This window comes from Ruegeria sp. K11 (assembly GCF_056531905.1).
Window position 1 is genome coordinate 234,970 of the sequence record NZ_JBQFMP010000008.1, and the last position, 14,113, is coordinate 249,082.

General features: G+C 60.6%; 15 protein-coding genes. 5 read left to right on the forward strand and 10 right to left on the reverse strand.

Going from position 1 to position 14,113, the window contains the following annotated elements; all coding sequences use genetic code 11:
* Nucleotides 1-103 precede the first annotated feature (103 nt).
* The 3 genes from panB (at nt 104) to glpK (ending at nt 3,327) form a co-directional block, all read left to right on the forward strand.
* Nucleotides 104-943 carry a 3-methyl-2-oxobutanoate hydroxymethyltransferase gene (gene panB / locus ACR0K4_RS14785; RefSeq protein WP_480854591.1) on the forward strand — a complete coding sequence of 280 codons (840 nt, stop codon included), beginning with the start codon at nt 104-106 and terminating at the stop codon, nt 941-943.
* Complete coding sequence (gene panC, locus ACR0K4_RS14790; RefSeq protein WP_480854592.1) at nt 940-1,782, forward strand: pantoate--beta-alanine ligase; 843 nt, start codon at nt 940-942, stop codon at nt 1,780-1,782. The genes panB and panC overlap by 4 nt, the downstream gene beginning before the upstream one ends.
* A 66-nt stretch (nt 1,783-1,848) precedes the next feature.
* A complete protein-coding gene (gene glpK / locus ACR0K4_RS14795; protein WP_480854594.1) occupies nt 1,849-3,327 on the forward strand; it encodes a glycerol kinase GlpK in 1,479 nt (492 codons plus the stop codon).
* Nucleotides 3,328-3,422: 95 nt separating this feature from the next.
* On the opposite strand, the gene smpB is transcribed toward glpK, so the two are convergent.
* From smpB to ACR0K4_RS14845, 10 genes are all read right to left on the reverse strand, one after another.
* Entirely contained in the window at nt 3,423-3,905 is a 483-nt protein-coding gene (smpB, locus tag ACR0K4_RS14800) for an SsrA-binding protein SmpB (RefSeq protein ID WP_480519174.1), read from the reverse strand.
* 48 nt (nt 3,906-3,953) lie between these two features.
* Nucleotides 3,954-4,496 carry an isopentenyl-diphosphate Delta-isomerase gene (idi, locus tag ACR0K4_RS14805; protein ID WP_480519172.1) on the reverse strand — a complete coding sequence of 181 codons (543 nt, stop codon included), beginning with the start codon at nt 4,494-4,496 and terminating at the stop codon, nt 3,954-3,956.
* Nucleotides 4,497-4,643: 147 nt separating this feature from the next.
* Nucleotides 4,644-5,057 carry a c-type cytochrome gene (locus ACR0K4_RS14810; RefSeq protein WP_480519170.1) on the reverse strand — a complete coding sequence of 138 codons (414 nt, stop codon included), beginning with the start codon at nt 5,055-5,057 and terminating at the stop codon, nt 4,644-4,646.
* Between the two features lie 113 nt (nt 5,058-5,170).
* Nucleotides 5,171-6,184: a P1 family peptidase gene (locus ACR0K4_RS14815; protein WP_480519653.1), complete on the reverse strand. Its 1,014-nt coding sequence runs from the start codon at nt 6,182-6,184 to the stop codon at nt 5,171-5,173.
* Nucleotides 6,185-6,266: 82 nt separating this feature from the next.
* A complete protein-coding gene (locus ACR0K4_RS14820) occupies nt 6,267-7,013 on the reverse strand; it encodes an SDR family oxidoreductase (RefSeq protein WP_480854596.1) in 747 nt (248 codons plus the stop codon).
* Nucleotides 7,014-7,068: 55 nt separating this feature from the next.
* Nucleotides 7,069-7,488 carry an alternative ribosome rescue aminoacyl-tRNA hydrolase ArfB gene (arfB, locus tag ACR0K4_RS14825; RefSeq protein ID WP_480854597.1) on the reverse strand — a complete coding sequence of 140 codons (420 nt, stop codon included), beginning with the start codon at nt 7,486-7,488 and terminating at the stop codon, nt 7,069-7,071.
* 263 nt (nt 7,489-7,751) lie between these two features.
* Nucleotides 7,752-8,399 (reverse strand): queuosine precursor transporter, encoded by a 648-nt coding sequence (locus ACR0K4_RS14830; protein ID WP_480519164.1) that lies wholly within the window; start codon nt 8,397-8,399, stop codon nt 7,752-7,754.
* A 91-nt stretch (nt 8,400-8,490) separates the two neighbouring features.
* Complete coding sequence (locus ACR0K4_RS14835; RefSeq protein WP_480519162.1) at nt 8,491-9,375, reverse strand: esterase-like activity of phytase family protein; 885 nt, start codon at nt 9,373-9,375, stop codon at nt 8,491-8,493.
* On the reverse strand, nt 9,348-10,211 hold the full coding sequence (gene mepA / locus ACR0K4_RS14840; protein WP_480854598.1) for a penicillin-insensitive murein endopeptidase: 864 nt from the start codon (nt 10,209-10,211) through the stop codon (nt 9,348-9,350). Before mepA ends, ACR0K4_RS14835 begins: the two co-directional genes overlap by 28 nt.
* On the reverse strand, nt 10,208-11,575 hold the full coding sequence (locus tag ACR0K4_RS14845; RefSeq protein ID WP_480854599.1) for an MFS transporter: 1,368 nt from the start codon (nt 11,573-11,575) through the stop codon (nt 10,208-10,210). The genes mepA and ACR0K4_RS14845 overlap by 4 nt, the downstream gene beginning before the upstream one ends.
* Nucleotides 11,576-11,703: 128 nt before the next feature.
* On the opposite strand from ACR0K4_RS14845, the gene ACR0K4_RS14850 reads away from it, so the two are divergent.
* Nucleotides 11,704-11,991 (forward strand): YggT family protein, encoded by a 288-nt coding sequence (locus tag ACR0K4_RS14850; RefSeq protein WP_480519155.1) that lies wholly within the window; start codon nt 11,704-11,706, stop codon nt 11,989-11,991.
* Nucleotides 11,992-12,069: 78 nt separating this feature from the next.
* The gene (gene recQ / locus ACR0K4_RS14855; RefSeq protein WP_480519153.1) at nt 12,070-14,109 is read left to right on the forward strand and encodes a DNA helicase RecQ; all 2,040 of its coding nucleotides are present in this window, start codon (nt 12,070-12,072) and stop codon (nt 14,107-14,109) included.
* Nucleotides 14,110-14,113 lie beyond the last annotated feature (4 nt).

Consider the following 14,113-nt stretch of genomic DNA (forward strand, 5'->3'; position numbering starts at 1 on the left):
TTAAACCTCGGGTCAATCAAGGAAATGTTCGCGCAACCGGGGTTTCTATAGCCGGTCTGGTTCTGCTATGCCGCGCTGCAACATGAACCCCGGAGGAGCGATCATGAGCGCCACCGCCCGCAAAAAAGCGCCAAATGCCCAGGATATCCGCGCTCGCAAGGGCGGCCAGCCGCTGGTCAGCCTGACTGCGTATACCACCCCGATGGCACGGCTGATGGATGATCATTGCGATTTTGTTCTGGTTGGTGACAGCGTAGGCATGGTGCTACATGGGTTGGAGTCGACTCTTGGTGTCACGATGGAAATGATGATCCTGCACGGGCAGGCGGTGGCGCGCGGGTTGCAGAAGGCGATGATGGTGATCGATATGCCCTTCGCCAGCTATGAACATACCCCGGCAGATGCCTTTCGCAACGCGGCCCGTCTGATGGCGGAAACCGGCGCAGGTGCCGTCAAGCTGGAAGGCGGGGTTGAGATGGCCGAGACGATCCGATTTCTGGTCAAACGCGGCATCCCGGTGATGGCCCATATCGGTTTGACACCGCAATCGATCAACACTCTAGGGGGCTACAAGGTACAGGGTCGCGACACGCAAGCTGAATCCGTTCTGGCTGATGCCCACGCTGTAACCGAAGCAGGCGCTTTTTCCGTCGTGTTAGAGAAAATACCACAGGGTTTGGCCGACCAGATCACGGAAGAGATTGCAATTCCAACCATCGGAATCGGAGCCTCAGCCGGGTGTGACGGGCAAATTCTGGTGGTCGATGACATGGTGGGGTTCTTCACCGCCTTCAAGCCAAAATTCGTCAAACGATACGCGGAACTTGGCCCGCAAGCCGAGGCTGCCATTGCCGAATATGCCGCCGATGTGCGTGCGCGCGCGTTCCCGGCTGATGAGCACGTTTTCTCGGATCAGGCCCCAGCGCAGGGGCTCAAGACATGACTGCGCCCATTCTGCGCCAACTGGCGGATCTGCGGGCGCTGACGACAGTCTGGCACAGCGGCGGAGATCGGATCGGTGTTGTCCCGACCATGGGCGCACTGCATCCGGGACATCTATCGCTGGTCGAGGCTGCAAAGGCAGGCACGGACCGCGTCATTGTCACGATCTTTGTAAACCCCAAGCAATTCAACAACCCCGAAGACCTTGCCAATTACCCGCGTACGGAATTGGAGGACGCGGCCAAACTCGCACCATATGGCGTTGACGCGATTTACGTGCCGGACCCGGATGAAATCTATGCGCAAGGTTTCGCCACCACAGTCTCTGTCGCTGGCCTGACGAATGTGATGGAGGGCGAGTTTCGTCCCGGGCACTTTGATGGTGTCGCCACTGTGGTGGCAAAGCTGTTTTTGCAAACACAAGGAAACAGAGCCTATTTCGGGGAAAAAGACTATCAGCAACTGATGATCGTACGCCGGATGGCGCGCGATCTGGACATCCCCATCGAGGTCATCGGTTGCCCGACGGTCCGCGAAACCTCGGGGCTGGCCATGTCCTCGCGCAATCTGCGCCTTTCGTCCGAGGGGCTGGCTGTGGCCGCTCATAAGTATCGGATCATGACCAATTTGGCCGCGACGCTGCGGCAGGGTGCGCCGTTTGCCAGCGTGGTCCGGCAAGCGGAAACGGATCTTTTGGCTGCGGGATTTGCGCAGGTTGAATATATCCAGCTGAGGTGTGCGGAAACGCTCGACCCTCTGACCCATGCAGATCGCCCCGCTCGGCTTTTTGCCGCCGCCTGGGCCGACGGGGTGCGGCTGATCGACAATATTCCTGTCTGAACGCTCTGGTCCGCGTGCCATTGTTTGCGCTAAAGTCCCGCAAAACGACACGGGAGGGGCGCAGGCGTGACCTATATTCTTGCCATTGATCAGGGCACTACATCATCACGGGCGATTTTGTTCGACGCAGACATGCAGCGTGCAGGCACCGCGCAGCATGAGTTCACACAGTATTTCCCGCAAGAAGGCTGGGTCGAGCATGACGCGAGCGAGATCTGGAACAGCGTCCTGCGTGTTTGCCGCGAGGTGATGGACAGCACCGGTGTCACCCCGGCTCAGATCGCGGGCATTGGTATCACCAACCAGCGTGAAACAACCGTTGTCTGGGATCGCAAAACGGGCGAACCGATTCACAATGCGATTGTCTGGCAGGACCGCCGCACCGCCGAGATTTGCGCCCGGTACAAGCAGGCAGGATGCGAGGATGACGTGACCGCCCAGACCGGCTTGCTGCTGGATCCCTACTTTTCCGGCACAAAAGTCAAGTGGCTGTTGGATACCGTCCCCGGGGCCCGCGCTCGTGCCGAGAACGGAGAGTTGCTGTTCGGGACCATCGACAGTTTCCTGATCTGGCGCCTGACCGAAGGACAAAGGCACGTCACCGACGCCACCAACGCTGCCCGAACCTTGTTGTTCGACATTCACAAGCGCGAATGGAGCCCCGAGATCTGCGACCTTCTGGATGTGCCCTTGAGCATGCTGCCAGAGGTCAATGATTGCGCTTCGGATTTCGGCAATACGACACTGTTTGGGGGTGAAATCCCGGTTTTGGGCGTGGCCGGAGACCAACAAGCCGCCACGATCGGGCAGGCCTGTTTCCAACCTGGAATGATGAAGTCCACCTATGGCACCGGCTGTTTCGCGCTGCTGAATACCGGCGACAAACCTGTTGAGTCGCGAAACCGGCTGTTGACCACAATCGCCTATCAGTTGGACGGGCACACGACCTATGCGCTTGAGGGATCGATCTTTATTGCCGGAGCCGCCGTGCAATGGTTGCGCGACGCGCTCAGGATCATCGACGCGGCCCCGCAAAGCGGAGACTTGGCCGCACAGGCCGATCTGACGCAGAACGTGGTGCTGGTGCCCGCCTTTACCGGACTTGGCGCACCCTATTGGAGGCCGGATTGCCGTGGCGCCATGTTTGGGCTGACACGCAATTCAGGCCGGGCCGAAATCGCTCGCGCCACGCTGGAAAGCATCGCCTTTCAGACCCGCGATCTGTGGCAGGCGATGCAAGGCGACTGGGGCGCCGACGCCAATGTGATCTTACGCGTCGATGGCGGAATGAGCGCATCCGATTGGACCATGCAGGGCCTGTCCAACATCCTTGGGGCAGCCGTGGACCGTCCTGTGATGCAGGAAACCACAGCTCTGGGCGCGGCATGGCTAGCCGGGATGCGAGCCGGGGTCTATCCGCAACAGCAAGAGTTTTCGGAAACCTGGGCGCTGGATCGCCGTTTTGAGCCGGAAATGTCCCAGCAGGATCGAGATACCGCTTACGCCCGTTGGCGGAAGGCCGTTCAGGCGACCATGGCGTTTTAGGCGTTTTGCGGTTTATCCGAGGTCAGACTATCGATATGCGCGTTCGACCGCAGGGAGAGGCAGCGTATTTCGATTCAAATCAAACGCAATGCGCCCTAGCTGTGGTCTTTCATCAGCCGCTGCTTTTGACGTGACCAGTCGCGTTTGGCCTGCGTCTCGCGCTTGTCGTGTAGCTTCTTGCCCTTGGCGATGCCGATCTTCAGCTTCGCACGACCCTTGTGGTTGAAATACAGAACTAGCGGCACCAGCGTCATGCCCTTGCGCTGGGTCGCGTTCCACAGGTTTGACAACTCCTTGCGCGACACCAGCAACTTGCGGCGGCGGCGTTCTTCGTGCTTGAACACCTTCGCCTGCTCATAGGGCGCGATATAGCTGTTGATCAACCACAGCTCACCGTCATCAACGCTGGCATAGCTTTCGGCAATGTTCGACCCGCCTGCGCGCAGGGATTTGACCTCGGACCCCTCCAGTACGATGCCGCACTCGATATCGTCTTCGATCGCGTAATCGAAACGGGCACGCCTGTTCTCGGCGATGACTTTGTAATTCGGGTCTGTCTTTTGCTTCTGCTTGGCCATGACGCGTTGATTTAGGCCCCCTGTGCGGCCCTTGCAAGCCTGCGCGCGTCAGGATTTGGCAGAGATAATCAGGTCCGGACCAAAAATCGTGTCCGCATGGTTGTGCAAATAGATTTTGAGCCATGGCGTGAACCGTTCGGGGTAACGCTGAACCTCGGCCAGCAGGTCGTGGTAGTCGATCCAGCGAATCTCCATGACCTCGGCCGGGTTGGGTTCAATCTTCAGCGGGCCGCGCACATGGGTCAGGAAAACATCCACGACCTCATGTTCCACCATGCTGTTGCCGACGTCGGCGTGATACTCCAACCGGTGACGGTATTCGGGGTAAAGCCCGGTGATCCCAAGCTCTTCGCGCAGACGGCGTACCGCGCATTCGGACGGTGTTTCGCCCCAGTCAGGATGGGTACAGCAGGTATTCGCCCACAGGCCGGGCGTATGGTACTTGCCCAGCGCGCGGCGCTGCAAAAGAATCTCGGTGCCGCGCACGACAAAGACCGAGACCGCTTTGTGCTTCAGGCCTTTTTCATGCGCTTCCAGCTTTTCAACAGGGGTCAATTCGCCATCAACCCAGGCCGGGATCATGATGCCCATCTGTCTCCTCCTGTTGCGGATATGCCGATCCGGGTCACAGCATCGGTTTTCCACCAAAGTGGCGCTGATCGGCCCTATGATCAATCGCACGAAAGGCCGCAGGGGCTGCGGCCTTTTGCACCTGACAACAGGATTTTCCCGAGGGCGTTATTCGCCCGAGACGCTTACGATGTAGGCATAGACGTCTTCGGCACCCTTTTTCAGCTTGAAGGTCATCTTGGATTTGGCCGCCGTGTCATCCAGATAGGTTTTCAGGAAGGCTTTTGGATCCTGCGCATATTCCGCGAATGTGGTTTCGTCCCAGACCAGACCGTTTTCACCGGCAGCCACGATGCTGTCGCCATATTTGAACCCTTCGACGGTTCCGGCGGTACGGCCCGCGATACCATAGAGGTTCGGGCCGGTCTTGCCGCCCTTGACGATGACCTCACCAGCGGGATCCGCGATCAGGTGGCAGGATTTACATTTGTTGAATGCCTTCTTGCCAGCCTCGGCGTCACCTTCCGCATACGCGGGAAGGGCCAGCAGACCGGCAATTGCAGTGGCAAGAATACGATTCATAGCTTTTGCTCCGATAGGAATTGGCTGCACCGAATGGATCGCTGGCGCAGCCGAGAGTCAACGCGCAGATTGCCGCGCGAGGGCACTGTGTCACAGCCCGACTTTGGTCGTCCTTAACCTAAGTCATGTAGCTGCGACCAGCAGGGCAGGATGTCGCCCGGGCTCGGCTTGGCCAGAAAGACGGCGCGCGCTATCGCCCGCGCAAGACACAGCGACGCGGCATGGCCAATCATTCCGAGCATGTCCGGCGCGGTCGTCCGCGCGCCTGTGCTGACGCCAAAGACAAGGTCACCGTCACCAGGCGTATGTGCCGGGACGATCGCGCGCGCGATACCGTCATGGGCGGCCATGGCCAGCCGCTGGCATTGCGGTTTCGACAGCGCTGCATCGGTGGCGACAATGGCAATCGTGGTATTTGCGCGGTCTGGTGGGCCCCCGTGCATGGCCTTCGCTTTGCGGCTGTTGTGGACCCGGCCCAAACCTGCTTCCGGATTTGGACCCAGACCGCCGAACTCGGCATCGATTTCGAATGGGGCGGCCCAGAAATGGCGGTCGCCCGGCGTTGTCACGCTACCCAGCGGGTTGGCCGCGACCAGAGCGCCCACGGTGATACCATCCTCCAGAACCAGTGATGCCGAGCCCAGCCCGCCCTTGTGCATGGCCGCCAAAGCTCCGGTTCCGGCGCCGGCCGTGCCCAGTTCAAATTGCTGTGAGGCCGCAAGGTAGGCCGCCTTGCCGAGGGCGCGATAGGGGTTTTCGGCCCAGCCCTTGTCACCGCCATTGAGCAGATCAAACAGAATCGCGCCCGGAACGATGGGAACGATAGCCGAGCCCACCTGGAACCCGCGCCCCTCACCTCTCATAGCGTCCGACACGCCCGAGCAGGCGTCCAGCCCGAAGGCAGATCCACCAGACAGTGCAATCGCATCGACGCGGTCCACGGATTTGTCGGGGGCCAGCAGATCGGTCTCACGCGTACCCGGGGCACCGCCCATCACATGAACCGAGGCGGTAAAGGGCTGATCTGCTGTCAGCACCGTAGCTCCGGATTTAAGCCGGTCGTCCTGTGCGTTCCCAACTTTGAGGCCGGGGACATCGGTGATCAGGTTTCTGGGTCCGGGGGTCATCGCGGGTGCGGACGTTGGCAGGGGAGCGCGCTGACGCACGCTGCCTCCGGCGAGAGTATTTGTGAAAAGATGAAGGGGCGGGTCAGATGCATCGGCCTCCGTCCACTTCGAGGGCGGTGCCTGTGATCATGCTGGCCTCGTCCGAGCAGAGGAAACAGGCAGCGTTGGCCATATCTTCGGGGGTCGAGAAGCGACCTATGGGGATGGTCGACAGGAATTTGGCCCGCATTTCGGGCGTGTCTTCGCCCATGAAGGACTTCAGTAGCGGGGTTTCTCCGGCGACGGGGCAGATTGCGTTTACGCGTACGCCGGACGGCGCGAGTTCGACGGCCATGGTTTTGGTTGCAGTGATCATCCAGCCTTTAGAGGCGTTGTACCAGTTCAGGTTCGGGCGTGGGGACAATCCGGCGGTTGACGCCACGTTGAGGATCGCGCCTGCGCCGTGCGCTTTCATGTGCGGGACAAAGGCGCGGGCGGTCAGGTAGACGGATTTCATGTTCACGGTGACGACGCGGTCGAAATCGTCCTCGCTGACGTCTTCCAGCGGGGTCGGCAGATGGGTAACGCCCGCATTATTGACCAGAATGTCGAGCTGGCCATAGGCGGTATGGGCTGCGTCGGCCATCGCCTGCACGGAGATTCCGTCGCCCACATCCACTTGCTGCGCCATGGCGTTCGGCCCCAGCTGCGCGGCCATGTCTTGTGCGGCGGCGCCGTTGATGTCGGCGATCATCACGCGGGCGCCTTCGGTCAGGAATTTCTGCACAATGCCTGCGCCAAAGCCGGACGCGCCGCCGGTGACGATTGCGGTTTTGCCCTCTAACCTCATGATCTTGCTCTCCGTTGCCGGGGTAAGACTAGCAAGGCCGTGCGAAGTTACCAGATTATTCTTCCGAGACTTTCCCCCGCAGCGCCTTGACGTCCCCGCGCGCCTTTTTGGCCGCAAGCCGCCGTTTGACCGAGCCATAGGTGGGTTTGGTGGCGATCCGGCGCTTGGGTTTGACCAGAGCGCGGGTGATCAGTTCGACCAGACGGGCGCGGGCAATCTCTCGGTTGCGGGCCTGCGACCGGGTTTCCTCGCATTGGATGATGATCGCGCCATCTTTGGTCCAGCGGCGACCGGCCAGACGTTTCAGCCTGTTCTTGACGGGATCAGGCAACGACGGAGACCGCGCGGCCTCGAACCGCAGCTCAACCGCCGTGGAGACCTTGTTGACGTTCTGCCCGCCAGGACCGGAGGAGCGCACAAAGCTCTCGGTCATTTCCCAATCCTGCAGGATGATATCGTCGGTGATGTGCAACATAGGGCGACCTTACTAGGGCCCTGCGGAAACAGAAAGGGCCGCCCCCGGCGGGACGGCCCTTCGAAAGTTCAGGAGGTCGGGTCGGTTAGATCAAACGACCAGCCGGGGCGAGCGCCCCACCAAGGGCTGCCCTAGCAGGCGATCCCCCCGGTTGTTCCGACACCTCTCTCCAATCTCTTTCTCGACACTGGATCACCTCCTTTTCTATCTGTTGCGGTTGAAAAGAAGCGTGCCACAAGTTGTGCCAATCTCCAAATGTTTTTTTACGCAGGCTGCGCCGCGGTCAGGCGGGCAACGATCACCTTGAACGGGATCAGGGCGATCAAAGCCAGCGACAGTTTCACCAGCCAGTCGGCAAAGGCCAGCGTCACCCACAACGGGGCCATTGGGCCGGACAGCATGAAGGGCACAGGCTCCCACGCCCAGTTGATCGCGGCGTCCGCATTGGCACCGAAGAAGGTAACCGAGGCCGAAAAGGCCAGAGTGAAGAAGATCGCGGTGTCCAGCGCCGATCCGACCAGAGTCGAAACCAGCGGCGCGCGCCACCAGCGGCCACCGCGCATGGCGTTGAATACGGTGACATCGGTCAGCTGCGCGATCAGGAAGGCGGTTCCCGACGCGACAGCGATCCGCAGCGGTACAGCGGCATAGGTGAAACCGTCGCCCTGCAGCATGATCTGGCTGCCAATCAGCGAGCAGATGATGCCGGTGATAAAGCCTGCGAACACGACCTTGCGGGCCGTGGCGACGCCATAGACGCGGTTCATAATGTCGGTGACCAGAAAGGCCAGCGGATAGGTGAAAGCACCCCAGGTCAACAGCCCGTCAAAGATCAGAAACTGGACCAGAATGTTTGAGGCCACAACAATGGCGGCCATGGCAATGATGCCGGGAATATAAGAGCGTTGCATGTTCAGATGCCCGTTTTGACAAGGTAGCGGCGACTTGGCCCCAGGACCGTCCCAAGGCAAGCCGTGCGTTTAGACCCTTGGCCGCGCCCTGTCAATCGGGCAGCAGATATTCCACCAGTTCGGTGCGCTGCAAGCTCAGAAAGTTGTCGTCCGAAATCATTGTGGCACGCAGGCGGTTCTGATCATCGCGCCAGATCGACAGACCTTCGAGGTTGTCATGTGTGCCGGTGGTGGTTTCGAACAGAATCTCTTCAGAGCTGGGCACATCGCCAGTAATCTGCCAGCGGCGCAGGCGGGACCGGAAACCGGTCAGCGACACGGCGCGCTCTAGCAGGTAAAGCCGCCCATCCGGTCCGAAATCGGCGGCAACAGGCAGAAACTTACCCCTAGGTGGCAGTATAAACGGCGTCGACCAACGCGCACCGTCCCAGCGGTAAACCGGGATATCACCCTGTACCGTGCGGTTCTTTTCGGTCAGCGTGTAAAGTCGCCCCTTCGTGTCAATGGCCAGCGCTTCAAAGGACCCGTTTCCATCCAAGCTCTTGAACGCATCCGGACGCGGAAGAACGCGCGCAGGCGCATCGGGTGCGGCATAGTAGGCCACCCGGTGAATACCCTCGAAAGAGATGTAAAGCCCGCCATGTGGTGCCATCGCGATCCCTTCGGAATCGCCCACATATCCCGGCAATAAGCGCCCGCTGCTGGACAAAACCGGCCACTGGTCAAGAAGCGTGATGCCCGTGATCTCATCACCTGCGCGCTCAATCCCGGCCGTGACCAGCCGAGCCCGGTCGCTGAGCGCAATGATCCGCGTGCCTTCCTCCGAGATATGGAGCGCAGAGAATCCGCCGAACCCATCCACACCCGAGCGCCATGTGAAACTGCCCAGATGCGTCGCCGTTTTGACCTCCATCGCGGCGACGGGACCGGCCAGCAGCAGTGCCGCGATCAGTTGGACTGCAGAACGGCGGCGCATTGCTGGGGCAGATCGGCCAAACGGTATTCGCGGCGTTTCTTGGGTGGAGGCGCGTTCGGGTCGGGTGGCGGCGGGTTGAGGATATTCTGCACCCATTGCTGCGCCTCTGCACAGCCATCGCCCTTGGGTGGCGGGTCCTGGTTGACGCAGCCGCGCGACCCTTTCGGGCAATTCAGTCGCACATGAAAATGATAGTGATGCCCCCACCACGGCCTGATCTTGCGCAAATACGCCCGGTTGCCCTTTTCATCGTTGCACATCTGAACCTTGGCCCCGGGGAAAACGAAGATCCGCGCCACGCGCTTGTCCTTGGCCGCCTCGCGCAGCACCGCATGGTGTTGTTTGGTCCAATTGCCGTTCACATAGGCCCCGTTGGCGCGGCGCAGGGAAATCGACGAGATATTCTCGCGCGCCTTGCGGCTGAGGCGCATGTTATCTCCGGGCAGCATCCAGATGTCGATGTCCAGCCCCAGTTGATGCGAGCGGTGCCCCGAGGTCATCGGCCCGCCCCGCGGCTGGCTGATATCTCCGATATAGAGACCATTCCACCCCGGCTGTTTGGCCGCAAACCGGCTAAGGTTCTGCACATAGTCGATCGCCTGCGGATGCCCCCAGTTGCGGTTGCGCGACAGGCGCATGGCCTGCCATGTGGGCCCCGTCTCGGGCAGTTGCACCGACCCGGCAGCGCAGCCGCGCGAATAACTGCCGAACGCGGCTGATTTTTGCTGCGACCCAACCTTCTGTGCCCCGAAAAGCTGCTTGGCCAAGGGTTGAGCCCCCGCCGTGCCTGCAAGTGTCAAAGCTACCAGAACGGCCAAAAAACGTAATAAAATCATCTGCTCTGATCCCCTTCCGGTTTCACCCAGCGCATCAGGAATAGACCCAGAATAAACAACCCAATGATCGGTGACACCCCTAGTCTTGCGCTGCCGGTCATGGTTGTTGCAATCCCGATCAGCAACGGCGCGGCGAAGGCGGTGGCCCGGCCCGACAGGCCGTACAGACCAAAGCTCTCGACCGGGGTCGCGGGATCGGTATGGCGCACCATCATCGAACGGCTGGCGGATTGCAGAACCCCGCCCATCCCGCCGATCAGCACGCCGCAGCCGAAGAACACCAAATCCGGCAGGTTTGAGCCTTCGGGCAGCGCGATACCATAGACCTGCGTCCGATCCATCGACACCACGGTGAGGCAAACGAAAATCAACACCCAGATTGCGACCAAAATCACTGGTTTAGGGCCGTATTTCCGATCCATCTTGCCGCCAATCCACGCAAAGATGGCCGAAGCCAGAACACTGACGATCCCGAAGACGCCGATCTTGATCAGGTCCCATTCCAGCACCAGACGCGCGTATACACCACCAAAGCTGTAAAGCCCGTTCAGCGCATCGCGGTAGAACATGGACGAGCCAAGATAGGTCGCAAGACTGACCCGGTGGCGCAACGCGGCGATGGATTTGCCCAATAGCTGCAGCGCCTCCCCGACACTGCCCTGTTTCTGGGTGTCCGGGTCATCCCTCACCCACAGGAAATACGGCACCATGAACAGGATGAACCAACCCGCCGTAAACGGCCCGACAAAGCGTGTGCCCTCTTGCGCGGCGGCATCCAGCCCAAGGATCGGCGCAATCCCGATTAGTGTCTTGCCGTTGGGCTGTTCCACAAACAGCGTCAGCATGATTGCAAGTGAGATCAGGCCGCCGAAATAGCCAAAGGCAAAACCGGACCCCGATATCTCACCCACCTCATCATCATCCCCCAGATCGGGCAGCTGAGAATTGATGAAGATCAGCGCATATTCCGCGCCCACAAAGCCCAACCCGAAGGCCGACAGCATCAACCACATATTCGAACCATCAGGCAGCGTGTACCACAGTGCGGCTGAACCCACCGCGTACATGACCGAAAAGCCAAAAATCCACGGAATGCGCCGCCCCGAGACATCCGCCATCGCGCCCAGCAAGGGCGCCCCGAACGCGATGATCAGCCCGGTGATGGTCAGGCAGTTCGCCCAGACCGTCTGCGCCTGCGCCGCCGCCGCATCAGTGTCTAATCCGGTATTCGCGTAATACTGCGCCGCAACTCCCGCGAAGAAGGGGCCAAAGACAAAAGTCACCAGCAATGTATGGAACGGCTGACTGGCCCAGTCAAAAAACCACCAGCCCCAAATGCGCTTGCGCTTGGAAATCTCGGCCATCTCTGCCCCTGTTTTTGTTGCATTCATAAGACGGGGCTTTCAGCAGATGCGCAAGCGTTGAGTGCACCCCACTTGCTCTTTGCCGTCCCGGCGCTTAGGTCTCAGGGCAATCGAAGAACGGAGTACCCATGCAGTCCCTATATGAAATCCTGCAAATGCTGCTGAGCGTCGTTTGGTTCGTGATTATCGCCCACGTAATCATGAGTTGGCTGATCAACTTTCAGGTGCTGAACCTGCATCAGCAGGTTGTCGCACAGATTTGGTATGGGTTGAACCGGCTGTTAGAGCCAATGTACGGACCGATCCGGCGTGTGTTGCCGCCCATGGGCGGGCTTGATCTGGCCCCACTGATAGTGCTGCTGGGCGTCTTTGCGCTGCGCATTATTCTGGCGAACAATGCCGCGTTCTTCTACTGACCTCTTGTTCACCGAATCTTAGTATGTGATGGTCCTGTCTTAAGAGCAGATAAACCTTAATACAGGGCCATCCCAAGCATGTTCGACTCCGCACCCTTGTTGCGAGACGTCTTTGGATTCGACACCTTCCGCCCCGGGCAGGAGGAGATTGTCGATGCCGTGACGGTGGGTGAAAACGTGCTGGCGATCATGCCGACGGGTGGCGGTAAATCCCTTTGTTTTCAATTGCCCGCGCTGCTGCGCGACGGAGTGACAGTGGTCATTTCACCTCTGATCGCCCTGATGCGCGATCAGGTGCGCGGGCTGCAGGAAGCGGGCGTTGAGGCCGGGGCGCTGACCTCGGGCAACACCCCCGAAGAAACCGATGCGGTGTGGGAGGCGCTGGAGGCCGGGCGGCTGAAATTGCTTTACATGGCCCCCGAACGGCTGGCCGCCGGATCCGCCTTGGGAATGCTGCGCCGGATCAATGTCAGCCTGATCGCGGTGGACGAGGCGCATTGCGTCAGCCAATGGGGCCATGACTTCCGCCCCGATTACCTGCGGATCGGAGAGTTGCGGCGTGCGTTGAATGTGCCTCTGGCGGCGTTTACGGCGACGGCAGACGCCGAAACGCAGGACGAGATCGTTCAGAAACTGTTCGACGGTTCCGAACCCCGGAAATTCCTGCGGGGGTTCGACCGTCCTAATATCCATCTGACCTTTGCCGCCAAGGATGGCCCCCGCAAACAAATCCTCGACTTTGCCAGTGCGCGTAAGGGTCAATCCGGCATCGTTTATTGCGGCACCCGCAACAAGACTGAGGTGCTGGCGCAGGCCCTGCGTGCCGAAGGACATTCTGCCTGCCACTATCACGGCGGCATGGACCCCGAAGACCGGCGCATTGTCGAAACCCGCTTTGCGCGCGAGGATGGCCTGATCGTGGTCGCCACCGTTGCCTTCGGCATGGGCATCGACAAGCCCGATATCCGCTGGGTCGCCCATGCGGACCTGCCGAAATCCATCGAGGCGTATTATCAGGAAATCGGCCGTGCGGGCCGCGATGGAGGCCCTGCCGAAACCCTCACCCTTTTCGGCCCCGATGACATCCGGCTGCGCCGGTCTCAGATTGACGAAGGCCTTGCCCCGCCCGAACGCCGTATGGCCGATCATGCGCGGCTGAACGCGCTGTTGGGGTTGGCCGAAGCGCTGGCCTGTCGCCGCCAGAACCTGCTGGGCTATTTCGGCGAACAGGCCGAGCCTTGTGGTAAATGTGACCTCTGCGACAGCCCGCCCGAAGTGTTCGACGGCACGACGCCCGTTCGCATGGCCCTGTCCGCGATCCTGCGCACCGAGGAGTGGTTCGGCGCGGGGCACCTGATCGACATCCTGTTGGCGAACGAAACCGACAAAATCCGCGCACGGCGTCATGACGCTCTGTCCACCTACGGTATCGGCAAGGACTGGTCACGTGCGCAATGGCAGGCGATTTTCCGGCAGATGATGGGTCACGATCTGGTCCGCCCCGATCCCGACCGCCACGGCGCGCTGCGCATGACCGAGGCCGCCAAGCCGATCCTGAAGGGCGAGGCGCAGATCCAACTGCGCAAGGACACGATCCGCAAAGCCACCCGCCGCCCTGCGGTCAAGGCGATGGTGGCCGAAGAGGACGCGCCGCTGCTGAGCGCGCTCAAAGCCAAACGCCGCGCGCTGGCGGAGACGCAGCGCGTTCCGGCCTATGTCATCTTCCCCGATCGCACCCTGATTGAAATGGCCGAGAAACGCCCGATGACGCTGGACGATATGGCCCGGATCGGTGGGGTCGGTGCGAAAAAGCTGGAACGCTATGGCGACACCTTCCTTGAGGTGATCGCCGGAGAGGCCGAGGCCCTGCACCCCGCCCGCCGTAAGCTGGCCGGTCGTGAGCAGGGCGAGATTTACGACCAGCTGCTTGAGGTTCAATCGCAACTGTCGCGCGGGCCCGAGGGGATCGACAAACCGCTTAGCTGCTCGGCCTCGCAACTGGCCAAGGTCGCGCAGCTGCGACCGGAAGATCCGCGCGGGATGGAACAGGTTCTGGGCGACCGTCGTCACGAAAGGTTTGGCGCCGCCTTTCTGGACGTGCTGCGGCAAGCGGGCTAGATAC